The organism is Polaromonas sp. C04, from assembly GCF_002002705.1.
Taxonomy (GTDB): domain Bacteria; phylum Pseudomonadota; class Gammaproteobacteria; order Burkholderiales; family Burkholderiaceae_C; genus Rhodoferax_A.
The window spans coordinates 159,526-180,819 of the sequence record NZ_MUNS01000030.1 but is presented as its reverse complement, the minus strand read 5'-3'; the positions used below and the strand labels follow the sequence as shown (position 1 = coordinate 180,819).

The 21,294-nt window shown below is 64.1% G+C and carries 21 protein-coding genes and 1 pseudogene; 16 read left to right on the top strand and 6 right to left on the bottom strand.

Annotation, left to right across the window (positions count from 1 at the left end; translation table 11 throughout):
• Nucleotides 1–38 precede the first annotated feature (38 nt).
• Entirely contained in the window at nt 39–1,082 is a 1,044-nt protein-coding gene (locus tag B0E49_RS10835; protein ID WP_077562204.1) for a rod shape-determining protein, read from the bottom strand.
• A 213-nt stretch (nt 1,083–1,295) separates the two neighbouring features.
• Between B0E49_RS10835 and gatC the strand changes: the two genes are divergently transcribed.
• From gatC to gatB, 3 genes are all read left to right on the top strand, one after another.
• Complete coding sequence (gene gatC / locus B0E49_RS10830) at nt 1,296–1,595, top strand: Asp-tRNA(Asn)/Glu-tRNA(Gln) amidotransferase subunit GatC (RefSeq protein WP_077562203.1); 300 nt, start codon at nt 1,296–1,298, stop codon at nt 1,593–1,595.
• Nucleotides 1,596–1,704: 109 nt separating this feature from the next.
• Nucleotides 1,705–3,201, top strand: coding sequence for an Asp-tRNA(Asn)/Glu-tRNA(Gln) amidotransferase subunit GatA (gatA, locus tag B0E49_RS10825; protein ID WP_502688704.1), 1,497 nt, complete (start codon nt 1,705–1,707; stop codon nt 3,199–3,201).
• Complete coding sequence (gene gatB / locus B0E49_RS10820) at nt 3,198–4,688, top strand: Asp-tRNA(Asn)/Glu-tRNA(Gln) amidotransferase subunit GatB (RefSeq protein ID WP_077562202.1); 1,491 nt, start codon at nt 3,198–3,200, stop codon at nt 4,686–4,688. Before gatA ends, gatB begins: the two co-directional genes overlap by 4 nt.
• A gap of 112 nt (nt 4,689–4,800) precedes the next feature.
• On the opposite strand, the gene B0E49_RS10815 is transcribed toward gatB, so the two are convergent.
• Nucleotides 4,801–5,436, bottom strand: a complete 636-nt coding sequence (locus B0E49_RS10815) for a DUF4124 domain-containing protein (protein ID WP_286137929.1) — start codon at nt 5,434–5,436, stop codon at nt 4,801–4,803.
• Between the two features lie 17 nt (nt 5,437–5,453).
• A complete protein-coding gene (gene pyrE / locus B0E49_RS10810; protein ID WP_077562201.1) occupies nt 5,454–6,158 on the bottom strand; it encodes an orotate phosphoribosyltransferase in 705 nt (234 codons plus the stop codon).
• A gap of 10 nt (nt 6,159–6,168) precedes the next feature.
• Between pyrE and B0E49_RS10805 the strand changes: the two genes are divergently transcribed.
• From B0E49_RS10805 to B0E49_RS10765, 10 genes and pseudogenes are all read left to right on the top strand, one after another.
• Nucleotides 6,169–6,960 (top strand): exodeoxyribonuclease III, encoded by a 792-nt coding sequence (locus B0E49_RS10805; protein ID WP_077562220.1) that lies wholly within the window; start codon nt 6,169–6,171, stop codon nt 6,958–6,960.
• A gap of 57 nt (nt 6,961–7,017) precedes the next feature.
• Nucleotides 7,018–7,266, top strand: a complete 249-nt coding sequence (locus B0E49_RS10800) for a type II toxin-antitoxin system CcdA family antitoxin (protein ID WP_144264520.1) — start codon at nt 7,018–7,020, stop codon at nt 7,264–7,266.
• The gene (locus tag B0E49_RS10795) at nt 7,266–7,595 is read left to right on the top strand and encodes a CcdB family protein (RefSeq protein ID WP_077562200.1); all 330 of its coding nucleotides are present in this window, start codon (nt 7,266–7,268) and stop codon (nt 7,593–7,595) included. The genes B0E49_RS10800 and B0E49_RS10795 overlap by 1 nt, the downstream gene beginning before the upstream one ends.
• A gap of 23 nt (nt 7,596–7,618) precedes the next feature.
• Nucleotides 7,619–7,738, top strand: a pseudogene (locus tag B0E49_RS20175) (exodeoxyribonuclease III); the annotation flags it as partial.
• Nucleotides 7,739–7,931: 193 nt separating this feature from the next.
• Entirely contained in the window at nt 7,932–8,393 is a 462-nt protein-coding gene (locus B0E49_RS10790; RefSeq protein WP_286137928.1) for a type IV pilin protein, read from the top strand.
• Complete coding sequence (locus tag B0E49_RS10785; protein WP_077562199.1) at nt 8,393–9,031, top strand: GspH/FimT family pseudopilin; 639 nt, start codon at nt 8,393–8,395, stop codon at nt 9,029–9,031. Before B0E49_RS10790 ends, B0E49_RS10785 begins: the two co-directional genes overlap by 1 nt.
• A 10-nt stretch (nt 9,032–9,041) precedes the next feature.
• Nucleotides 9,042–9,509, top strand: a complete 468-nt coding sequence (gene pilV, locus B0E49_RS10780; RefSeq protein ID WP_077562198.1) for a type IV pilus modification protein PilV — start codon at nt 9,042–9,044, stop codon at nt 9,507–9,509.
• Nucleotides 9,510–10,697 (top strand): PilW family protein, encoded by a 1,188-nt coding sequence (locus tag B0E49_RS10775; RefSeq protein ID WP_077562197.1) that lies wholly within the window; start codon nt 9,510–9,512, stop codon nt 10,695–10,697.
• Nucleotides 10,698–10,756: 59 nt separating this feature from the next.
• Nucleotides 10,757–11,368, top strand: a complete 612-nt coding sequence (locus tag B0E49_RS10770; RefSeq protein WP_144264519.1) for a hypothetical protein — start codon at nt 10,757–10,759, stop codon at nt 11,366–11,368.
• A gap of 69 nt (nt 11,369–11,437) precedes the next feature.
• A complete protein-coding gene (locus B0E49_RS10765) occupies nt 11,438–15,259 on the top strand; it encodes a pilus assembly protein (protein ID WP_168175036.1) in 3,822 nt (1,273 codons plus the stop codon).
• Nucleotides 15,260–15,376: 117 nt separating this feature from the next.
• Here the strand turns inward: B0E49_RS10765 and B0E49_RS10760 are convergent, their stop codons facing one another.
• Nucleotides 15,377–15,742, bottom strand: a complete 366-nt coding sequence (locus B0E49_RS10760; RefSeq protein WP_286137927.1) for a hypothetical protein — start codon at nt 15,740–15,742, stop codon at nt 15,377–15,379.
• Nucleotides 15,739–16,185 carry a peptidase associated/transthyretin-like domain-containing protein gene (locus B0E49_RS10755; RefSeq protein ID WP_077562194.1) on the bottom strand — a complete coding sequence of 149 codons (447 nt, stop codon included), beginning with the start codon at nt 16,183–16,185 and terminating at the stop codon, nt 15,739–15,741. Before B0E49_RS10755 ends, B0E49_RS10760 begins: the two co-directional genes overlap by 4 nt.
• 180 nt (nt 16,186–16,365) lie before the next feature.
• Between B0E49_RS10755 and B0E49_RS10750 the strand changes: the two genes are divergently transcribed.
• Nucleotides 16,366–17,715 carry an AmpG family muropeptide MFS transporter gene (locus tag B0E49_RS10750; RefSeq protein ID WP_077562217.1) on the top strand — a complete coding sequence of 450 codons (1,350 nt, stop codon included), beginning with the start codon at nt 16,366–16,368 and terminating at the stop codon, nt 17,713–17,715.
• Between the two features lie 17 nt (nt 17,716–17,732).
• Here B0E49_RS10750 and B0E49_RS10745 read toward each other — a convergent pair whose 3' ends face one another.
• Nucleotides 17,733–19,244 (bottom strand): class I adenylate-forming enzyme family protein, encoded by a 1,512-nt coding sequence (locus B0E49_RS10745; RefSeq protein WP_077562193.1) that lies wholly within the window; start codon nt 19,242–19,244, stop codon nt 17,733–17,735.
• A 103-nt stretch (nt 19,245–19,347) separates the two neighbouring features.
• On the opposite strand from B0E49_RS10745, the gene B0E49_RS10740 reads away from it, so the two are divergent.
• The gene (locus B0E49_RS10740; RefSeq protein ID WP_077562192.1) at nt 19,348–20,052 is read left to right on the top strand and encodes a response regulator; all 705 of its coding nucleotides are present in this window, start codon (nt 19,348–19,350) and stop codon (nt 20,050–20,052) included.
• A gap of 22 nt (nt 20,053–20,074) precedes the next feature.
• Entirely contained in the window at nt 20,075–21,277 is a 1,203-nt protein-coding gene (locus B0E49_RS10735; RefSeq protein ID WP_077562191.1) for an ATP-binding protein, read from the top strand.
• Nucleotides 21,278–21,294 lie beyond the last annotated feature (17 nt).

The following is a 21,294-nucleotide window of genomic DNA, read 5'->3' as shown; positions in this document are numbered from 1 at the left end:
CCCTAACCCTCCCCCAGCGGGGGAGGGAACTGTGTCACTTATTCGCTGGTGAAAATCGAGCCCAGCCGGTCCATGCGCTCGAGCGCAATGCCGCAGCCGCGCACCACGCAGGTCAGCGGGTCTTCGGCCACCAGCACCGGCAGGCCGGTTTCTTCGGCCAGCAGGCGATCCAGATCGCGCAGCAGCGCGCCGCCGCCGGTCAGCATCATGCCGCGCTCGGCAATGTCGGCGCCCAGCTCGGGCGGGGTCTGCTCCAGCGCGTTCTTCACGGCGCTCACGATGTTGTTGAGCGGGTCGGTCAGCGCTTCGAGAATCTCGTTGCTGGAAATGGTGAAGCTGCGCGGCACGCCCTCGGACAGGTTGCGGCCCTTGACCTCGATTTCCTTGACTTCCGAGCCGGGGAACGCCGAACCGATGTTCTTCTTGATCGCTTCCGCGGTAGGCTCGCCGATCAGCATGCCGTAGTTGCGACGGATGTAGTTGATGATGGCGTCGTCGAAGCGGTCGCCGCCGACCCGCACGCTGCCCTTGTAGACCATGCCGCCGAGCGAGATCACGCCCACCTCGGTGGTGCCGCCGCCGATGTCCACCACCATGGAGCCGGACGCTTCGGACACCGGCAGGCCGGCGCCGATGGCCGCCGCCATGGGCTCCTCGATCAGATACACCTCGGACGCGCCCGCGCCGAGCGCCGATTCGCGAATCGCGCGGCGCTCCACCTGGGTCGAGCCGCAGGGCACGCAGATGATGATGCGCGGCGACGGCTTGAACATGCCGCGCGGATGCACCATCTTGATGAACTGCTTGAGCATCTGCTCGGTCACGGTGAAGTCGGCGATCACGCCATCCTTCATCGGGCGGATGGCCTCGATGTTGCCGGGCACCTTGCCGAGCATGGCCTTGGCTTCCTTGCCCACGGCCTGAATCGTCTTCTTGCCCTGGGGGCCGCCTTCGTGGCGGATCGCGACGACAGAGGGCTCGTCCAGCACGATGCCCTTGTCGCGCACGTAGATCAGGGTGTTGGCGGTACCAAGGTCAATCGCCAGGTCGGTGGAGAAATACCGACGGAATGCTCCAAACATGAAGAGTCCTCTCGGGCATGGTTCGCACGTCGGCGCACCATCGCCACGTCAAAATGGGTCGCTGGGGATCGGAATTTGTCTATTTCGGCGCGCTCACCGGCGGGTTTGAAGGTGTTGCGGCAAAGGCGGGATAATACCGCATCCCCTGTGCACAACCCGGCCGCACCAAGCCGGGGCGGCATATTTACATCTGGTTTCGGAAGCGTTTTCCCCATGGCTTTGACTCCCCAGGACATCGGCCGGATCGCCAATTTGGCACGGCTTGAACTTCAACCGCTTGAGAGTGAGCGCCTGCTGACACAACTCAACGGGTTTTTCGAGATCGTGGAAAAGATGCGCGCGGTAGATACCACGGGCCTGGAGCCGATGGCCCACCCCATGGCCGTCAGCCAGGACGTGGTCTTGCGCCTGCGCGACGATGTGGTGAGCGAGCCGAACCAGCGCGAAGCCAACCAGCGCAGCGCGCCGGCGGTGGAGCGCGGCCTGTTTCTCGTACCCAAGGTGATCGAATGAGCGCCCACGGCGAGGGGCCCCGCATCGCGGGGATCGACGCAGCGCGAATTCGATCCGCGGCCGACACCCATCCCATGACAATGACCCACCCTGCCACGGAGGCCGCAGAATGAGCGCCCACGGCGAGGGCCGCCAAATGAGCGAGCTGCATGATTTGACGCTGGCAGAGCTCGCCACCAAGCTGCGGGGCAAAGAGGTCTCCGCAGTCGAGGTGGCCCGGCACTTTTTGGCGCGCGGCGCCCGCCACGAGTCGCTCGGCGCCTACCTCGCGACCAGCGAAGAAGTCACCTTGGCACAGGCCCGCTGCGCCGATGCGCGCCTGGCGGGCGGCGATACGGCGCCGCTGCTCGGCGTGCCGATCGCGCACAAGGACATCTTCGTCACCACGGACTTCCCGAGCACCGCTGGCTCCCGCATGCTGGAGGGTTATCGCTCTCCATTTGATAGCACAGTTGTATTGAAGTTCAAGGGCGCAGGGGCTGTTTCACTTGGAAAACTCAATTGCGACGAGTTCGCCATGGGGTCGTCCAACGAAAACTCGGCGTTCAAGCCGGTGCTGAACCCGTGGGACACCACACGCGTTCCGGGCGGCTCCTCGGGCGGCAGCGCGGTCGCCGTGGCGGCGCGCTTGGCCCCGGCCGCGACCGGCACCGACACCGGCGGCTCGATCCGCCAGCCAGCCTCGTTTTGCGGCATCACCGGCATCAAGCCGACCTACGGCCGCGCCTCGCGTTACGGCATGATTGCCTTCGCCTCCAGCCTGGATCAGGCCGGCCCGATGGCACGCACCGCCGAAGATTGCGCGCTGCTGCTGTCCGCCATGTGCGGCCCCGACCCGGATCGCGATTCGACCTCGCTCGATGTGCCGGCCGAAGACTTCACGCGCACCCTGAATGACTCGCTGCAGGGTTTGCGCATCGGCGTGCCGAAGGAATTCTTCGGTGAAGGTTTGTCGGCCGACGTGCGCGCCGCGGTGGATGCGGCCCTGAAGGAATACGGGAAGCTCGGTGCCGTGCTGGTGCCGATTTCGCTGCCGCGCACCGAACTCTCCATTCCCGTCTACTACATCATCGCGCCGGCCGAAGCGTCCAGCAACCTGAGCCGGTTTGATGGCGTCAAGTTCGGCCATCGCGCCGAAAAATACACCGACCTGACCGACATGTACAAGAAGACCCGCTCGGAGGGTTTCGGCGATGAGGTCAAGCGCCGCATCATGATCGGCACCTATGTCCTCTCGCACGGCTATTACGACGCCTACTACCTGCAGGCGCAAAAAATCCGCCGCATGATCGCCGACGATTTCCAGCAGGCATTCAAAACCTGCGACCTGATCGCCGGCCCGGTCGCGCCCACCGTGGCGTGGAAGCTGGGCGAAAAATCCAGCGACCCGGTCGCCAGCTACCTCGCCGACATCTTCACGCTGCCGGCCTCGCTCGCGGGCCTGCCGTGCATGAGCGTGCCGGCGGGTTTTGGCGCGGGCGGCATGCCGGTCGGCCTGCAACTGATCGCCAACCACCTGCAGGAAGCCAGGCTGCTGAACGCCGCGCACCGGCTGCAGCAGGCCACGGACTGGCACCAGAAGACGCCCGGGGGGCTTTTGAGATGAGTGAGCTCGTGAACACTTTCGAGGCCTTGCAACAAGGCCGCCCCACCGGTCCGCTGGTGCGGGGCTACGAGGTCATCATCGGCTTCGAAACCCACACCCAGCTGTCCACACGCAGCAAGATTTTCAGCCGCGCCGCCACGGCCTTCGGCGCCGAGCCCAACACGCAGGCCTGCGCGGTCGACCTGGCGCTGCCGGGCACGCTGCCGGTGATGAACAAGGGCGCGGTGGAGCGCGCGATCCAGTTCGGCCTGGCGATCGGGGCGCACATCGCGCCGCGCAGCATCTTTGCGCGCAAGAATTACTTCTACCCCGATCTGCCCAAGGGCTACCAGATCAGCCAGTACGAGATCCCGGTCGTGCAGGGTGGTTCGGTCTCGTTCTTCCTCGGCGAGGAATCCAGGACCGTGCGACTGGTGCGCGCTCACCTCGAAGAGGACGCCGGCAAGTCGCTGCACGAAGACTTCGTGGGCATGAGCGGCATCGACCTGAACCGCGCCGGCACGCCGCTGCTGGAGATCGTGACCGAGCCCGACATGCGCTCCTCTGCCGAGGCGGTGGCCTACGCGAAAGAGCTGCACAAGATTGTCACGTGGATCGGCATCTGCGACGGCAACATGCAGGAGGGCTCGTTCCGCTGCGATGCCAACGTGTCGGTGCGCAAGCCCGGTGACCGACTCGGCACGCGGCGCGAGATCAAGAATCTGAACAGCTTCAAGTTCATGCAGCAGGCGGTCGACTATGAGATCCGCTGGCAGATCGAGCAGCTTGAAGACGGCCATGCGATCGAGCAGGCCACCGTGCTGTTCGACCCCGACACCGGCGAGACCCGCGCCATGCGCACCAAGGAAGACGCAGCGGATTACCGCTACTTCCCCGACCCGGATCTGCCGCCACTGGTGATTGCGCCCGAATGGGTGGAGCGCGTGCGCGCGCAGATGACCGAACTTCCACGCGTGATGGCGGCGCGCTTCTGTGCGGACTATGGCCTGTCCGACTACGACGCGACGGCACTGACGCAAAGCCGCGAGATGGCGGCTTATTTCGAAGCCACCGCCAAGGCCTGCAACCAGCCCAAGCTGGCCAGCAACTGGATCATGGGCGAAGTCTCGCGCCGGCTCAATGCTGGCGAGATCGGCATCGGGCAGGCGCCTGTCTCAGTGGCCCAGCTCGCGCAGCTGGTCACGCGCATTGCCGATGAGACGATTTCCAACAGCGCCGCGCGGCAGGTGTTCGATGCACTGTGGAATGCGGGGGGCAGCGACGTGGACGGCCTGATCGAAGCCAAGGGCTTGAGGCAAATGAACGACACCGGCGCCCTCGACAAGATCATCGACGACGTACTGGCCGCCAATGCCAAATCGGTGGAGGAGTTCCGCGCCGGCAAGGACAAGGCGTTCAACGCGCTGGTCGGCCAGGTCATGAAGGCCAGCAAAGGCAAGGCCAACCCGTCACAGGTTAACGACTCGCTGCGGAAAAAGCTCGGCTAGCTATCCCCCGTGGATTCCCGGTCAAGCCGGGAATGACAGGCGAGAACAATTCGCTCAGCCTTGTCATTCCCGCGTAGGCGGGAATCCACTTTTCGCCAGCGGCTCGTCTCTCTCAACGCGGGGCCGGCGCCTGCAACGCCCACAGCTGCTTGAGCTTGACGAGTTCGTCGTCGAAACGCGCGTTGATGCGTTTTTTCTCGGCATCCTGCTCGGCGATGAAGCGGCTTTGCACCGCGGTGCTGCGCGCGTTGTCATCCGCCTGGCGCTGCAGCGAAGAGGGCACCCGGGTCGGGTCCTTTTTGTAGAACTCGAATTCGGCATCGATGTTCTGGCGCTCGGCCTGCAGTTCGCCCACGCGCTTTTGCGCGGCGCGGATCACGTCGTCGACCTGGCTCAGCGCTTGCGCCCGCTCCTGGTCGTGCACCGCCCTGTTGGGGTAACGAATCAGCAACGCGCGGTCGCGCCGCTTTTCTTCGCGCTGGCGCGCCTGCTCTTCCTGCACGAGCTTTTGCTGCGCCTCCTGGGCCGCGCGCTCCTGCGCCGTGAGCGACGGACCCACCGTACGGCGCACCGTGCCGCTGGGATTGAGCTCTTTTTGCGTGCGGTCGATGCAGTCGGCAATCGGCCGGTCGGCGTTCAGCACGCGCCCCTTGGCGTCGGTGCAGGTGTAGATGCCTTGCGCTGCAGCAGATCCCATGGAGCCGGCCAACAGCAGCAGCGCCGCGAGCGCTCCCCGAGTCAAATTCAGCACGTTTATCCTTCGATTCAATCCACGCCGTAGCGCCGCCGGTAAGCCAGCACCTGTTCGTGGTGTGCGCCCACCCCATCGTGGCCGCTGTGGGACAGATACTGCAATAAATCAGCCAGCGTCGCAATCGCACAAACCTGCAGGCCAAGCTGATCGCGCACATATTGCACGGCACTGTGGTTCACATCCAGCCCGCCCTCGGTCGCCTTCTCCTGCCGGTCCAGCGCAATCGCCACGGCATGCGCCGTAGCCCCGGCCGCGCGGATGATGGCGATCGACTCACGCACCGCGGTGCCGGCCGACATCACGTCATCGACGATCAGCACCCGGCCCTTGAGCGGCGCACCGACCAGCGTGCCGCCCTCGCCGTGGTCCTTGGCCTCCTTGCGGTTGTAGGCAAAGGGCACGTTGCGTCCGAGCCGCGCCAGCTCGATGGCCACCGCCGCACCGAGCGGAATGCCCTTGTAGGCCGGGCCGAAAATCATGTCGAACCCGATGCCGCTGGCGAGCAGGGCTTTTGCATAGAATTGCGCGAGCCGGCCCAGCTTGGCGCCGTCGTCGAACAGGCCGGCGTTGAAGAAGTAGGGGCTCAGGCGGCCCGCCTTGGTTTTGAATTCGCCAAAGCGCAGCACACCGGAATCGACAGAAAATTGCACGAACTCCTGAGCCAGCCGGTCATGTTCGGCCTGCTGTTCAGCGGTTCGCGCGCTTGCAACCATCATGGGGAAATCCTTGTTCAAACTCACCAGCCTCAATCTCAACGGCATCCGCTCCGCCACCACCAAGGGGGTGGAAGCCTGGCTGACCCGGCACCAGCCCGATTGTATTTGCGTGCAGGAGGTCAAGGCCCAGGCCGCGGACATCGAAGGCCGCTTCGAGGCGCTGGCCGGGCTCAAGGGCCATTTCCACTTCGCCGAAAAAAAGGGTTACGCGGGCGTGGCGGTGTACAGCCGGCATGAGCCGAGCGAGGTGGTGATCGGCTACGGCTCGCCTGAATTCGACACCGAGGGCCGCTACGTGGAGCTGCGCTTCGACACACCGCAGCGCAAGCTCTCCATCATCAGCGCCTATTTTCCCAGCGGCTCCTCGGGCGAAGAGCGGCAGCAGGCCAAGTTCCGCTTCCTGGCCGAGTTTTACCCGCACCTGGTGGGTCTCAAGCAGAAGCGCGAGTTCATCCTGTGCGGCGACGTGAACATGGCGCACAAGGAAATGGACCTGAAGAACTGGCGCAGCAACCAGAAGAACAGCGGCTTCCTGCCCGAAGAACGCGCCTGGATGACGCGCCTGCTGGACGAAGCCAGGCTGGTCGACGTGTACCGCCAGCTCCAGCCCACCGCCACCGACACCGCCTATACTTGGTGGAGCAATCGCGGCCGGGCCTATGCGAACAACGTGGGGTGGCGGCTCGACTACCATTTGGCGACACCGGCGCAGGCGGCCCTGGCACGCACCGAGAACATCTACAAGGGCGAGAAGTTCTCGGACCACGCCCCCATCACGATCGAGTACGACTTCAAAATTTGACGCACTTCGACCGTCATGCGCATAATATGCGCATTCACCCGTTCGGAGTCTCTTGAAATGCAAACCAGTACCGGGTCGCCCCGCAAGCGGCCTGTCAACCTCACCATCAACGAGGCTCTGGTAGCGCAGGCCAAGGCCTACACCAACAACCTGTCGGCCACCATGGAATCGCTTCTGGCCGAGTTTGTAGCCGCCCAGCAAAGCGCACAGCGCGATCACCAGCGAGCGGCCGATGCCTGTGCCGCCGACTGGAATGCGGTGCATGCGTCGGTCGGCTCGTTTGCAGACGAGCACTCCACTTTGTAATGGCGCAATTCGACGTCCATCGCAACAAGGGAGGCTTGCGCGATTCGATCCCTTTTGTGGTGGTGGTCCAGTCGGCGCAGTTTGACCGCTACCGCAGACGCGTGGTCGTTCCGCTGGTACGTCAGACCCTCCTTCCACGAAGCACGCCCACTGTGGGTGCCAGGATGAACCCGGTCTTTGTGATTAAAGGGATCCGCGTTGTCCTTCATCCACTGGACATGGTCTCCGTGGCTCTCGATCAGTTGGGCGAAGCCGTCGGGTCACTGGAGAAACAGGGACAAGTCATTGCCGATGCGCTGGACGAGTTGCTGACCCGATCCTGGGACTGATGGAATGCAGGTTTTTTTGTTGCATTGACTACCATCTGGCGACACCGGCCATGGCGACCCATGCGCGGCGCGAGGCCATCTACAAGACCGAGAAGTTTTCGGACCACGCGCCGACCACGGTGGAGTACGAATTCGGGCTCTGAGCTCAACCGACGACACCGGCAAGCCTGCGTACTTTTACACGAAATACTTTGCGCATCCGATAAACGGTAGCGCGGAGATGACGGGTGGTTTTGCGTTGCGCCGGTTGTTGTGACAATCTGTGACCACAGTTGACATCGGCGCAAAGCCTGTAACGTATTTGTACGCGATGCAACCGCTCGAAAGGCCATTATCTTGAAAACAGCGCCGTCATTTCTGCCTCCCGCGATCCGTCGTGCGGCCGGCTTCACACTGATCGAAGTGATGATCGTGGTCGCTATCGTGGCGATCTTGGCCGCGGTCGCACTACCGTCCTACAAAAACTATGTCATGCGAGGCCGCATACCCGAAGCGACCTCCACGCTTGCGGCGCAGCAAGTCAAGATGGAGCAGTGGTACCAAGACAACCAGACTTACGCCACTGGAGGGGCTTGCGGTGTTGCTGCCCCCGCAACTGGCAAATACTTCAGCTTTACCTGCACCAATGCGTCGGCAACAACGTATCTGCTCACGGCAACCGGTATCGGCTCCATGACCGGTTTTAGCTACTCTATAGCACAAGATGGCACCAAGACTTCGGCTGTTACAGGCGTCTCAGGCTGGTCGGGTCCTACGCCCAACAATTGCTGGGTCACCACCACGGGTGGCATGTGCTGATGCAGTACCTAGTCCACATGACAAGAGCACGCGGCATGAGCTTGATCGAATTGCTGATCGGCATCAGCATCGTCGCGATCCTCCTGACACTCGGCGCTCCATCATTCGGCGAGTGGATAAAAAATACGCGGATTCGAAGCACCGCCGAGTCACTGCAGAACGGAATCCAGTTTGCCCGGGCCGAAGCGGTGCGGCGCAATAGCCCGACCCAATTCCAACTTGTCACCACACCCGACAGTTCGTGCTTGCTGTCCACTGCGGGTCCCTATTGGGTGGTCAACCTTCCCACGGCAACAGCCACCTCCCCGGCCGGTGCATGCGGTGCCGCGATCAGCGACACCACCTCGCCTTACATCCTGCAACTGAGCCCGGTGGTATCGAGTACGGCGCAGGCCTCGATTGCGCTATCGGCGTCGCAAAGCGTCATCAGTTTTGACGGACTTGGACGCCAGACAGCGTCAGTCAACCCTCTCACGCCAGCAGCCCCGCTGACCATCAACGTTACGCCATCCGACACGACCACCTGCCTAGCCAATGGCGGCACGCTTCGCTGCCTTCAACTAACCGTCACCACCATGGGCCAGATACGCATGTGCGATCCCAGCCTGGCCAGTGGCTCAACTCTGACCGCATGCTGAAAGAGCCTCGATGAACCGCCAACTGTTCCCCGTGCGTCGCGCCATTTCGTCACAAGCAGGCTTCATGCTGCTGGAAGTGCTTTGCGCACTGCTGATTTTTGCCGTCGGCGTGCTGGCGCTGGTCGGACTGCAGACGGTTTCAATCCAGCAGGCGTCGGCTGCCGAATATCGCTCGATGGCCCAACTCGCAGCCAACGACCTCGTGAGCCGCATGTGGGTCAGCGACCGCACCGCCGCCACATTGCAGACCAATTTCGCTACCGGCGCAGCCACCGGCTATGCCGCCTGGTGGAACGCGTGGCAGCCGCATATGCCAGGCACATCTGCCACCGTCCTGGCACCGACCGTTCAATTCACGACGGTGGCTGGAGGCGGCAGCGCGCCGATTCCAAGCAGTCTCGTGACCATCACCATGCAGTGGAAAGCACCGACAGACATCGTGGCGCATCAATACAAACTCGAAGCGGAACTCAAGTAAATGGAGCCGCACCAAGTCATGGCGCCCCGTCACCGCATCGGCAATTCGCGCCACCGCGGGTTCTCATTGATCGAAATCATGGTCGGTCTGGTGATCGGCATGCTCGCGGTCATCATCATCATGCAAATGTTCGCGACCTCGGAAGCCAACAAGCGAATCACAACGGGCGGAGGTGACGCCCAGATCAATGGCACCATCGCCCTCTATGGCATGGAGCGGGACATCCGGGCAGCAGGCTACGGCGTCAGTGCGTTCAACCTGCTGGGTTGCAGCCTGACCTATACCACCATCAACGACGGCGCCGTCACACTCAATGGCAGCGGGCTGGGTCCCGTCACCATCAATCCGGCCACCGGCCTGGTACCAGCCGGCGACCCCAATACCGACACGCTGCTTGTCATGTATGGCAGTTCGAACAGTCCGTCGGAGGGGGATACCACCATCACCGCCGCTTCGGGTACGGGCTCCTACCAAGTCACAACGCCATCATCCTTCGCTGCCAACGACTACATCATTGCCGAAGCGTTGACGCGTCCCGTACCTTGCAACCTGACGCGCGACAAAATCACCTCGGTGAAAGCCGCAACGTCCACTCTTAACGCGGCGCCCGGCGCTACCGTCTTGCCCACCAACAGCGTGGTCTACAACCTCGGCCAGACTTTCACGGTGCGTGCCTATGCCGTGCGCAACGGCAACCTCACGGTGTGCGACTACAACGCCTACAACTGCGGCAAGACGGCGTATACGGCGCCACTCAATTCGGCCGTGTGGGTGCCAACCGCCAGCAACATTGTGAGTCTGCGTGCGCAGTATGGCCGCGACACCTCGGGCATCGCGTCTTCGACCATGTCCGGCATCGTCGACACCTATGACCAGACGACGCCCTTCAGCGCCGCCGACACGAGCGGGTTGAGCGCTTACTGCAGTTGGGCGCGCGCACTCGCCGTACGTCTCGTGCTGGTGGCCCGCAGCACGCAATACGACAAGGCAGCCCCGACCACCACCGCACCGACGTGGGCCGGCAGCACCGTCAACGCCACTGCCGCCGCTGGCAACCCGGCCAATCCGACCGCCCTCACCATTGATCTGAGCAACAACGGCAGTTGGCAGAACTACAGGTACAAGACGCTCCAGACCGCCGTACCGTTGCGAAATATCGTCTGGCAAGGCTCGCAAAGCGGATGCTGAACTTTAAAACCCCCACCCCACCGCGCTTGGCCGGCCCTTGCCGAGAACGCGGCATCGTGATGATCCTGGCATTGATCGTGCTCGTCGCACTGGCGCTGGCGGCCGTCGCGTTAACGCGATCGGTCGCCACGTCAAACACCATCGCCGGCAACCTGGCATTCCAGCAAGCCACCACCCATTCGGCGGATCGGGGGGTGGAGGCGGCCATCGCCTGGCTGGAGACCAACAATGGGCAAGCCAGTTCGCCCAACGGCACCGCCGCCGTTTGCGCCGTGGGTAGCACCGTGCTGGCCTGCGACCAGACGGCGCAGGGCTACATCGCCCATCGTCAGGATCCTGATCTAACGACCTCGCCGCCGACTGCCTGGCCTGCTTTTTGGGCCAGCCTCGCGGCAGCGGGCAATACGTACACGCTACCGGCGGTCGACAACGGCAATACCGTGGCCTACGTCATTCAGCGCATGTGCACCATCGCAGGCGATGCAACGAACGCGGCCAATGCCTGCTCGTCTTCGCCCCAGGCACTGGCGGGCTCCTGTGCCGGCGGCAGCAGCTGCAACGCAGGCGGCACCAACCTCAACTCGGCCAGCCAGGTGTATTACCGCATCACGGTCCAAGTCAGCGGGCCACGCAACACGCAGAGCCTGGTGCAGACGGTTGTGGCGCTGTAAATGTTGCAGATGCGACCCATAGAAACGCCTCGACCGGCACGAAAACTAACAAACAGAAGAGGGATGATCATGAATCGCACCTTTAAAACCGCCCTCCCAGTGTTGCTGTGCGGCTTGGCGCTACTTGCCGCCGTGAGCCAGGCGCCGGCGGCCGTCCCCCTGCTCGCGACCGCGCCGCTGCAGACATCGGCATCGACGCAGGTCTACCCGAACATCTTCTACGTGCTGGACGATTCGGGGAGCATGACCTGGGACTTTCTGCCAGACACGGCGGGCAGCGACACCAACTACAGTGGTACGGCGCAGCTCATTCGCAACAGCCGCTACAACGGCGTCTACTACGACCCCGCCACGACCTATACCCCCCCGTCGACCTACGGCAATAGCTACAGCTACAGCACCAACAGCGGTGGCTACCCGTCCATGAATTCGACCAATTCGTCGGCATGGACCAAAGTGCCTTATGATGGATTCGGCAAGCAGACGGCGAACACCGGAAACCCGGGCGGCCTCGCCAATCTATTTACCACTTCCAGTTCAGGAACAACGCAGAATCTGACAACCGGGCAGGCGGTCTACTACACTTTTGTCCCGGGCGAGTACTGTAGCGAACCCGCCCGACGCAATTGCGTCGCGCAAACGACCGCCTCGGGTGTCTATCAATTTCCCGCCTATGTTCGATGGTGCTCCGACAGCGCACTGACCAACTGCCAGGCGACACGCTTTGATACCGCCATCAACGGGAAGAAGTACATCTACGCCCGCTATCCCGGCCAATCAGGAGTACCCGGGCAGAACATCAAGGTAACCATCCAGTCTTCGAACAACAGCTACCCGTACCCCAACACCACCACCAAAGCCTCCACTCGTATTGACTGCGCGGCAGCCACCTGCACTTACAACGAGGAGATGACCAACTTCGCGAACTGGTGGGCCTATTACCGCACCCGGATGCAGATGACCAAGAGCGCCGTCAGTATTGCTTTTGCGGGTCTGTCCTCCAGTTATCGCTTGGGCTACATGAGCCTCAACAACAATACGACCAAGGACTTCCTGGATGTCGGCGATCCCAACAACACCGGCAGTTTCTCCAGCAAGATGACCGATTGGTACAACAAGTTCCTGGCGGCTACGCCGGCCGGTGGCACGCCACTGCGGGGCGCGCTGTCTATCGCAGGGCGCTACTACGCCAACAAAATGACGAAGATCAACGGTCAATCGACCACCGATCCCATGCAGTACGCATGTCAGCGCAACTACACCATTGCCTCAACCGATGGTTACTGGAACGCCGGCACCGATAGCAACAACGTGCAAATCAACGGGAGCACGCAGATCGGCGACCAGGATGGCACCAGCAGCAGTGAAGTGCGGCCCTATCTCGATGGAAACTCCACAGCGAATACCCTCGCCGACGTGACCGAGTACTACTACAAGACCGACCTGCGTACGCCTGCCCTGAGCAATAACAACGGCGTTCTCGGCACTGACGTGGCCTCCAACAACATAGCGGATTTGCAGCAGCGCATGTACACATCGACCATCGGCCTGGGGGTTTCGGGCTACATGCAATATCAGTCGAACTACGCGACCGCCACCAGCGGCGACTACTACAACGTGGCCCAAGGCAACCTGGCCACCAGCACGTCCTGCCTCTGGCAAGCGACAGGGACCGCCTGCAACTGGCCGACGCCGGTCGGTGATACGCAAACCGCCGTCGATGACCTCTGGCACGCGGCCGTCAACGGGCGTGGCACTTACTATAGCGCCGGTAATCCAACGGCCTTGAAGACGGGGCTAGCCAATTTCATCCAGAGCGTCAATGCCGCCACCTCCAGTGGCGCCGCGGTTTCGACGAGTAGCCCCAATCTGACCCAGGGATCCAACTACGTATTCGCGTCAACCTTCCGCTCCGGCCAATGGTTCGGTGAACTGGCACGCTACAGCATCAATGGCGCAACCGGAGCGATCTCAGCCAACGCCGACTGGTCGGAATCTGGAACGGCTTACTCGAACGCGACAACGCAGGCCTTCACGCCCGCCTTACTGGACACAACTTCACCTGGCGCCCGCAACATCCTGACCTACGACCCTACCAATCCAAGTGCCACGGCCGGCCTGATCCCGTTTAAGTGGGGGTCGATGACAACCGCCATGCAGAAGTATTTCCAGATGGCATCCATCGGCTCGGCCTCAGCCAGCCCGCTGTCCCAAATGTGCCCTTCAGGCGCCACCTGCCTCGACCCCACGTTGCAGATCGACAGCAGCGCCTCGTCTGCCACAGGCGCAGGCGGCCTGAACCTCGTCAACTTTTTGCGGGGCGATCGCAGCAACGAGGGGCCGGACGCCACCACCTATTATTTTCAGCGCACACATGTGCTCGGCGACATCGTCGACTCGCAGGCCGCGTACGTGCAGGCGCCGAGTTTCGGCTATGCCGACATCGGCTATGCCGCTTTCAGGAGCAGCAATGCGTCGCGCCAAGGCATGGTGTATGTGGGTGCCAACGACGGCATGCTGCATGCTTTTGATGCCAGCACTGGCGCCGAGAAGTGGGCATATGTCCCCTCAATGCTGCTGCCGAACCTGTACAAACTGGCCGACAAGAACTATGCATCCAAGCACCAGTTCTTCGTCGATGGTTCACCACAAGTGGCCGACGTGCAGTTCAGTGACGGCTGGCACACCATCCTGTTGGGCGGCCTGGCCAACGGCGGGCGCGGTTACTACGCGCTCGACGTGACCACTCCCGCCGCGCCCACCGTGCTGTGGGAGTTCACCAACGACACGACAAAAGCGAGCCCCTATATCAGTGACACGGACCTTGGCTACAGCTACGGCCCGCCCGTCGTAACCAAGTTGTCGGATGGCACCTGGGTGGCACTCGTTACTTCGGGATACAACAACGTAACCGACCCGACTTCGGGTGCCGGTGCCGGCTCGGGCCATGGCATCTTATGGGTACTCAACGCGCAGACCGGTGCCATCATCAAGAAGATCGATACGGGCATCGGCAGTACAACCAGTCCGAGCGGCCTGGCCAAGATCGCCGCTTTCCAGGCGAATGTGCAGAACAACACTGCGCCGCGTGTTTATGGTGGCGACCTGAACGGCAATCTCTGGCGTTTCGACATCAGTGCGCTCACCGCCAGCGGCGGCACCGCGAAAGTGCAACTGCTGGCCACGTTGGTAGATGCCGTCGGCAACCCGCAGCCAATCACCGCCACGCCGCAACTGGGCATGAGCGGAAGCAATGCGCTGGTCTTCGTGGGAACCGGCAGCTACCTGAGCGTGAGCGACATTGCCACAACCCAGGTGCAGTCCATTTACGGCATCAAGGATCCGCTGACAACGAGTGCGGCTACGGGCGGCATTTACGGGAGCCCGCGCGCCAAGACCTGCACCAGCACCGTCACCACCAACTGCTTCGCAAAGCAGACCCTGACCGACAGCGCCAATAGCCGAACCGCGGTTCCAACGACAAGCGCCGCTGTGAATCTGAACACCATGTATGGCTGGTTTGAAGATCTGCCAGAGAGCGGCGAGCGCGTCGACACCGATCCCCAGCTTCAGCTCGGTACGCTGGTGTTCACCTCCAACATTCCCAACGGCGCCAGCGCGTGCAGCGTTGGGGGTTCGAGCTACCTCAACTATGTGAACTACGCTACCGGCTTGGCGGTGCCAGGATCGACCGTCGTCGGCGTGTTGCTGTCAAACGGCACGACAACCGCACTGGCTAGCGCTCCGACGCTGGTTCGCACAACGACCGGAAAAATTGTCGCCATCACCAACCTTTCCAATGGAACAACGTTGACGTCCAGCGTGCCAACGGGCGGCGGCGGCCTTGGCACGCGGCGCATTTCGTGGCGAGAACTGATCACGGGGCAATGAGGCAATGTGCGCTGCACCGTTTAGTACGATGCCGCAAGGTGCGTTGGCAAGGGAACTGTAACGGCCCTGTGCGCGTAAAAGCGTTGATCCGTGACAGATCGGCCACTGCCTGCACTGTCACGTAATCGCAAACGCCAGCGCCACCGCGACCAGCGCCAACAGCCCCAGGCCCGCGATGAACACCACCTCGGCGCGGCTCTCCAGCCGCCCGTTCGCGTGGCCGCCGCGAATCGACATGAACGAGAGCAGCGCGCTGGCCAGAAACACCACGGCGTCGCAGGCCAGCAGCTTGTCAATGACAACGCGCGCATCGCCGCCGTGGCCCAGATGGCCGATGGAGAGCACGGTCATGCACACGCCCACCATCGTCGCCGAGGTGGGCAGGATGTGCGTGGAGAGTCCGCCCAGCGGGGAGCGCAGCAGGCGCTGCGGGTGTTGCGCGTGCGGGGCTTCGTCGAGGTCAGACGCTTGCGGTGGCGTCACGAAGCCGACTCATCCGTCCCGGCGGGCCACAAGAAAAGGTGCCGGGCCGGTCGATGGCCGACCATGACCTTTTGTTGCAGGGTTTTGCCATCCAGGCTGGCCTGGACCGTGTACTGGCCGGGGTTCAGCCGGGCCAGCAGGAAGGGGCCTTGCGCGGTGGTTTGCAGCACGGTATGGCCATGGGTATCGCGCACAAGGACGTTGACGTCGGCCGCGTAGTCGGACCTGGCCTTGTCTTTGATGGCGAACTCAAGCGTCAGCGGCCAGTGCCGAGCCTCGGACTGCATGGCAGCGGCCTCGCCGACGCCGATGCCGCCGCTCATGGTCTCGATCCCGTCGACCTTTTGCATGGGGGGAACGACGCCGGCCTGGGCCGATGCCATGCCGAACACGGCCGCCCCCAACGCGGCCACCGCCGCGGCTTGGCGAATGCTTGCTTTCATCTCATTTCTCCTTGAAAGACGGTGCAGGCGGAAAAATGGACCCGGCCACCTGCGATCACCGGGACGTCATCGCCTGGTCTGCGCTTTTGCGCAGCCGGTTTGCAAAGAATGACGCCCGCGGCTTAAATGAGACTTAAGGTCGAGGGCGTGCCCGACAAACGGCCGCGTATTATTCGCCGCATGAGTTCCGACTTGACCCGCGCCAGCGCAGCGCCCGCCACCGCCGCCAAACCCTCCTGGATCGACACGCTCAAGGTGTACCGCGAGCCCCCCACGCTGCGCATGCTGCTGCTGGGGTTTTCCGCGGGCCTGCCGCTGCTGCTGGTGCTGGGTACGCTGAGTTTCTGGCTGCGCGAGGCGGGCATCGACCGCACCACCATCGGCTACCTGAGCTGGGTCGGGCTGGCCTACGGCTTCAAATGGGTCTGGGCGCCGCTGGTGGACCGCCTGCCGATTCCGCTGCTCACGCGCTGGCTGGGTCGCCGGCGCAGCTGGCTGCTGCTGGCCCAAGGCGTGGTGATGGCGGGCCTGGTGGGCATGTCGCTGAACGACCCGCGGGCGGGGCTGGAGCCGGTGGTGTGGTGCGCGCTGATGGTGGCGTTCGGCTCGGCCACGCAGGACATTGCGCTGGACGCCTTTCGCATCGAGTCGGCCAGCATGGAGCGCCAGGCCGCGCTGGCCGCCACCTACCAGACCGGCTACCGGCTGGCCATGATCTGGGCCGGTGCCGGCGTGCTGTGGGTGGCGGCCCGCGCCGAGGTGGCGGGCACCGTGGGCTACCAGCAGGGCGCCTGGCACACGGCTTATCTGGTGATGGCCGCGTCGATGGCGCTGGGCATGGCGACCGTGCTGTTCTCGCCCGAGCCGCTGCCGCGCGTGCTGCCGCCCGCCAGGAACGCCGCCGAGTGGCTGCGCGGCGCGCTGGTGGAGCCGTTTGCCGACTTCGTGCGGCGCTACCGCTGGCAGGCCGCGCTGATCCTGGCCCTGATCGCCATCTACCGCATCAGCGACGTGGTGATGGGCATCATGGCGAACCCGTTCTACGTGGACATGGGCTACACCAAGGACGAGGTGGCGGCGGTCACCAAGATCTTCGGCGTGATCATGACCCTGGCGGGCGCCTTCGTGGGCGGCGCCATGTCGGTGCGCTGGGGCGTGATGCGCGTGCTGATGCTGGGCGCGATTTTGAGCGCTGCCAGCAACCTGCTGTTTGCCTGGCTCGGCTCGCGCGGGCACGACCTGACGGCGCTGATCGCCGTGATCTCGGCCGACAACCTGTCCAGCGGCATCGCCTCGGCGGCCTTCATCGCCTACCTGTCATCGCTCACGAACGTGAACTACTCGGCCACGCAGTACGCGCTGTTCAGCTCCATGATGCTGCTGCTACCCAAGTTTTTGGCGGGCTACTCGGGACGCTATGTGGATGCCTTTGGCTACCCGCAGTTTTTCACGATGACCGCGATGCTGGGCGTGCCGGTGCTGCTGCTGGTGTGGCTCGCTTCAAGAGTCAAAATGGTGCCTGGCCCTTGATTTGCTTGCACGGTGCGCTATATATCCGATAGCAACTGCTTCACCAGCAATTGTTTTTGCACCTTGCCCAGCGCGGTCTTGGGCAAGGCCGGCAGCGCCAGCCAGCGCCGCGGCTGCTTGTAGCGGGCGATGCGGGGGTGCAGGAAGTCGCGCAGGGTTTGCTCCCAGTTTGATAGCTCATTGTTCATATCCGGCAAGGGCCGCGGCCGCAAAACAATCACGGCCACGGCAATTTCGCCCCACTGCGCGTCGGGCTGCCCGAGCACCGCGCACTCGGCCACCAGCGGGTGGCCGGCCAGCAGGTGCTCGATCTCGGCGGGGTAGATGTTTTCTCCGCCCGAAATGATCAGGTCCCTGGCGCGGCCGACGATGCTGTAGCTGCCGTCCGGCGCCTGGCGCGCGAGGTCGCCGCTGTGGAACCAGCCGTCATCGTCCAGCGCACGCTGCTGCGGCCAGTAGTGCGCAACCACATGGGGCGCACGCAGCAGTACCTCGCCCACCTCTGCCGTCTCAGTCGGCAGCGCAAGACGCACCTCGACGCCGGGCGCGGGCCAGCCACAGGAGCCCACATGGCTGAAGGCGTGTTCCGGCGGCAGCGCGATGGAAAACGGCCCGGTCTCGGTCGCGCCGTACACATTGCACACCGGCACGCCGCGCGCATGGAAGGCGGCCACCAGCGCCTCGGGCAGCGTGCTCGAGCCAGCCCAGACGGCGCGCAGGCACGACAGGTCGGTGGTGGCCCAGTCGGGGTGCTCGATCAGCGCCTTCATCGTGGCGGGCACCTGCAGGGTCAAGCTGGGCCGGTCCTGCGCCAGACAGGCCAGTGTTGCGCCGGCATCGAAGCGGGCGTTCAGGATCACGGCGGCGCCCGCACACAGCGCCGGCAGGGTCTGGATGCACAGGCCTCCTACGTGGAATAGTGGCAGCACGGTTGCTATCAAATCTGAAGCTGTCAGCACTTGCACATCAATGGCTGCAGCCATATTTGCCATCAAATTGGCCTGCGTGTGCAGCGCGCCCCTGGGCTGTCCGGTGGTGCCCGAGGTGTAGACCAGCAGGGCCGGCGCGGCGGGGTCCGCATGCACGGGCGCGGCCGGCAACGCGCCGGGGGCGGCCAGCGTCTGCAGCGCGTGGGCCGGCAGGCCATGCTGCTGCGCCAGCGTGGCGGCGGCCGCGGCCCATGTGGCGTCATGCAGCAGGCAGCGCGGGGTGCAGTCGGCCAGCAGGGCCGACCACTCGGGCGGCGCCAGCCGGTAGTTGAGCGGCACCAGGATGGCGCCCAGGCGTGCCAGCGCGAACAGCAGCACGATCTGGTCGGCCTGGTTCAGTCCCAGGTACGCCACGCGGTCGCCCGGGCGCACGCCCCACGCATGCCACAGCCGGGATGCCGCGTGCGCGGTGCGGCGCGCCAAATCCTCATAGCTGAAGTCGTGCCGGGAATCGGCCCCGATGGCGCGAAGGGCCGGCGCGTGTGGGCGCTCACGCGCGTGGCGGGCCAGGATGTCGTCCAGAACGGAAGTGGTTTGCATTTACTTTACTTTACCGCCGCTTCAACGCGCCGTGATTGAGTGCCTGCACGATGGCCAGAACACTTGGCGCCAACCGGCTCCGGTGAAGACTAAACTGCCACCCATGAGTTCACAACTGTTGATGATTGAAGACGATGCCCGCCTGGCCAGCATGGTGGGCGAGTACCTGGGCCAGTCGGGCTTCGAGGTCTCACACGCGGGCGATGGGCTCGGCGGCCTGACGCGGCTGCAGGAGCTCGCGCCCGATCTGGTCATTCTCGACCTGATGCTGCCCGACATCGATGGCCTGGAGGTCTGCCGGCGCATTCGCTCGCTGCCGGGCGACGTGGCGCAGGTGCCGGTGCTGATGCTGACGGCCAAGGGCGACCCGATGGACCGCATCATCGGGCTGGAGCTGGGCGCCGACGACTACCTGCCCAAGCCGTTCGAGCCGCGCGAGCTGCTGGCGCGCATCCGCGCCATCCTGCGCCGGCGCAGCGACGGCGCGCAGCCCACAGCCAAGGTCATCCGCTTTGGCTCGCTGGAGATCGATCGCGATGCGCGCAGCGTCACGGTGGGCGGCCTGCCCAGCGACCTGACGTCGTACCAGTTCGACCTGCTGGTGGCGCTGGCCGAGCGCGCCGGTCGCGTGCTCAGCCGCGACCAGATCATGGAGGCCGTGCGCGGGCGCGAGCTGGAGGCGTTCGACCGCTCGATCGACGTGCACATGGGGCGCATCCGCGCGGCGATCGAGGTGGACGCGAAAAACCCCCGGCGCATCCTGACGGTGCGCGGCGTCGGCTACGTGTTTGCCAAGCAGCAGGACTGATCGAGCACCGGGAGCGATCCGCTTGCCCCTTTTCAACGCCCTCTCACGCCGCCTGTACCTGCGCATCTGGCTCGCCGTGGTGGGCGGCGTGGCGGTGCTGACGCTGGTGGTGGGCTGGGCCTGGCAGATCTCCGAGGAGCACTACCGGGCGCCGCGCGAGCCGCGCGAAGTGATGGTGCGCAATGCCGCGGGCGTGTTGATCGGCTCGGCCGAGGCCGAGGTGAGCCGCACGCCGGGGCAGGGTCTGGAGTTCATCGTCACGCTGGACAATGGCCAGACCCTGGCGTTGCAAATGCCGCCGCGCGGGCGCCGGCCTGCGGGGCCGCCGCCCGCGTGGACGCGCTCTCCCTTTGGTTTTGCGTGGCTGCTGGCGCTCGTCGGGCTGGCCGTGGCGCTCGGCGTGTACCCCATCGTGCGCCGGCTCACGCAGCGGCTCGAATCGCTGCAGCGCGGTGTGCAGCGCTGGGGCGAGGGCGACCTCTCGGTGCGCGTGCCGGTGCAGGGCCATGACGAGGTGGCGGACCTGGCCGCACGCTTCAACCACGCGGCCGAGCGCGTCGAGACACTGGTGAAATCGCACAAGTCGCTGCTGGCGAATGCCTCACACGAACTGCGCTCGCCGCTGACCCGCATTCGCATGGGGCTGGAGCTGATGGGCAGCACACCGTCAGCGGCTTTCAAGGACGAGATTTCGCGCAATATCGGCGAGCTGGACCAGCTGATCGACGAAATCCTGCTGGCCAGCCGGCTCGATGCCCAGGAGGCCGACATCGGCACCGTCGAACAGATCGACCTGACCGGACTGGCAGCCGAGGAGTGCGCGCGGCTGAACATCGAACTCGACACCGACAGCGATGCTGGAGCCGACGCCAGGGCCGTGACGGTGGACGGCGTGCCCAAGCTGCTGCGCCGCGCCATCCGCAACCTGATCGAAAACGCGCGCCGCTACGGCACCGGCGCCATCACCGTCAGCGTGCAGCGCGAGGACCAGCGCGCGGTGCTGCGCGTGAGTGACCGCGGACCCGGCGTGCCGGCCAACCTGCGCGAGCGCATTTTCGAGCCGTTCTACCGCCTGCCGGGCGCCAGCGAGCGCGAGGGCGGCGTTGGCCTGGGCCTGGCGCTGGTGAAATCGATTGCGCAGCGCCATCACGGCACGGTGCGCTGCGAGGATCGCCCCGGCGGTGGCGCCACGTTTGTGGTGGACTTGCCGTCTTCGGACATGTAACAGCGACTCTCTCGGGG

What these genes read in the sequence shown, in the direction of transcription:
- B0E49_RS10835 (WP_077562204.1), bottom strand. Translation starts at nt 1,082, where the DNA reads ATGTTTGGAGCATTCCGTCGGTATTTCTCCACCGACCTGGCGATTGAC.
- gatC (WP_077562203.1), top strand. Translation starts at nt 1,296, where the DNA reads ATGGCTTTGACTCCCCAGGACATCGGCCGGATCGCCAATTTGGCACGG.
- gatA (WP_502688704.1), top strand. Translation starts at nt 1,705, where the DNA reads ATGAGCGCCCACGGCGAGGGCCGCCAAATGAGCGAGCTGCATGATTTG.
- gatB (WP_077562202.1), top strand. Translation starts at nt 3,198, where the DNA reads ATGAGTGAGCTCGTGAACACTTTCGAGGCCTTGCAACAAGGCCGCCCC.
- pyrE (WP_077562201.1), bottom strand. Translation starts at nt 6,158, where the DNA reads ATGATGGTTGCAAGCGCGCGAACCGCTGAACAGCAGGCCGAACATGAC.
- B0E49_RS10800 (WP_144264520.1), top strand. Translation starts at nt 7,018, where the DNA reads ATGCAAACCAGTACCGGGTCGCCCCGCAAGCGGCCTGTCAACCTCACC.
- B0E49_RS10795 (WP_077562200.1), top strand. Translation starts at nt 7,266, where the DNA reads ATGGCGCAATTCGACGTCCATCGCAACAAGGGAGGCTTGCGCGATTCG.
- B0E49_RS10785 (WP_077562199.1), top strand. Translation starts at nt 8,393, where the DNA reads ATGCAGTACCTAGTCCACATGACAAGAGCACGCGGCATGAGCTTGATC.
- pilV (WP_077562198.1), top strand. Translation starts at nt 9,042, where the DNA reads ATGAACCGCCAACTGTTCCCCGTGCGTCGCGCCATTTCGTCACAAGCA.
- B0E49_RS10775 (WP_077562197.1), top strand. Translation starts at nt 9,510, where the DNA reads ATGGAGCCGCACCAAGTCATGGCGCCCCGTCACCGCATCGGCAATTCG.
- B0E49_RS10770 (WP_144264519.1), top strand. Translation starts at nt 10,757, where the DNA reads ATGATCCTGGCATTGATCGTGCTCGTCGCACTGGCGCTGGCGGCCGTC.
- B0E49_RS10765 (WP_168175036.1), top strand. Translation starts at nt 11,438, where the DNA reads ATGAATCGCACCTTTAAAACCGCCCTCCCAGTGTTGCTGTGCGGCTTG.
- B0E49_RS10755 (WP_077562194.1), bottom strand. Translation starts at nt 16,185, where the DNA reads ATGAAAGCAAGCATTCGCCAAGCCGCGGCGGTGGCCGCGTTGGGGGCG.
- B0E49_RS10750 (WP_077562217.1), top strand. Translation starts at nt 16,366, where the DNA reads ATGAGTTCCGACTTGACCCGCGCCAGCGCAGCGCCCGCCACCGCCGCC.
- B0E49_RS10745 (WP_077562193.1), bottom strand. Translation starts at nt 19,244, where the DNA reads ATGCAAACCACTTCCGTTCTGGACGACATCCTGGCCCGCCACGCGCGT.
- B0E49_RS10740 (WP_077562192.1), top strand. Translation starts at nt 19,348, where the DNA reads ATGAGTTCACAACTGTTGATGATTGAAGACGATGCCCGCCTGGCCAGC.